The following is a 772-nucleotide window of genomic DNA, read 5'->3' on the forward strand; positions in this document are numbered from 1 at the left end:
GGTCAATGGTGGCGCACTGGCTGCAGATGGACAGCCAACACGGCAACGAGACTGTCCCTGTGCTTATCGGAAGGCAAGGTTGCGGCAAGAGCACGTTCGCTCTCCGACTTTTGCCAGAGAGCCTCAGAAGCTATTATCTCGACCACATCAACTTTGGCAACAAGTTCGACAGCGAGATGGCTCTCACCCACAACCTTCTTGTCAACATCGACGAGTTTGCCAATATGGGTGTGTCGCAACAGGGCAAGCTGAAGCAGACATTGTCGAAGCAGAAGGTGAACGGACGCCCGATTTTCGGCAAGAGCCAGGACGACCGCTTGCGTTATGCCTCGTTCATTGCCACCACCAACGACACTCATCCGCTCTGCGACCCTACAGGCAGCCGCCGCTACATCTGCATCCGCATTCCCGACGGATTGTTCATCGACAATGTCACCCCGTTGGACTATGGTCAGCTCTACGCACAAGCATTGTACGAAATCCGCGAGACGGAAGCGCCCTATTGGTTCAATGCCAATGAGGTTGAGCGCATCCAGCAGGCCAACGCCGCGTATTTCAAGACCGACGACCTTGAGACAATGCTCTCGGCATGTGTGCGCGTACCTTCTATAGACGAAGAGGACGGCGAATGGATGAGGATGAATGATATCTGCGACAAAATCACCAAACTGTATCCGACAGTCATGGTGACAACAAGTCTGAAGGTGAAAATCGGACAGACACTGAAAGTACTCGGCTGCTCTACGAAGCACACCAACAAAGGCCAGTGCTA

Annotated in this window: 1 protein-coding gene; it reads left to right on the forward strand. The window is 53.5% G+C overall.

The genetic code is table 11. The features are described 5' to 3' along the window. The coding region (locus CIK98_RS01130; RefSeq protein WP_172409767.1) for a VapE domain-containing protein at nt 1–772 on the forward strand (772 nt) is incomplete at both ends.

The sequence above is a fragment of the Prevotella sp. P2-180 genome (assembly GCF_002251435.1).
Classification (GTDB): domain Bacteria; phylum Bacteroidota; class Bacteroidia; order Bacteroidales; family Bacteroidaceae; genus Prevotella.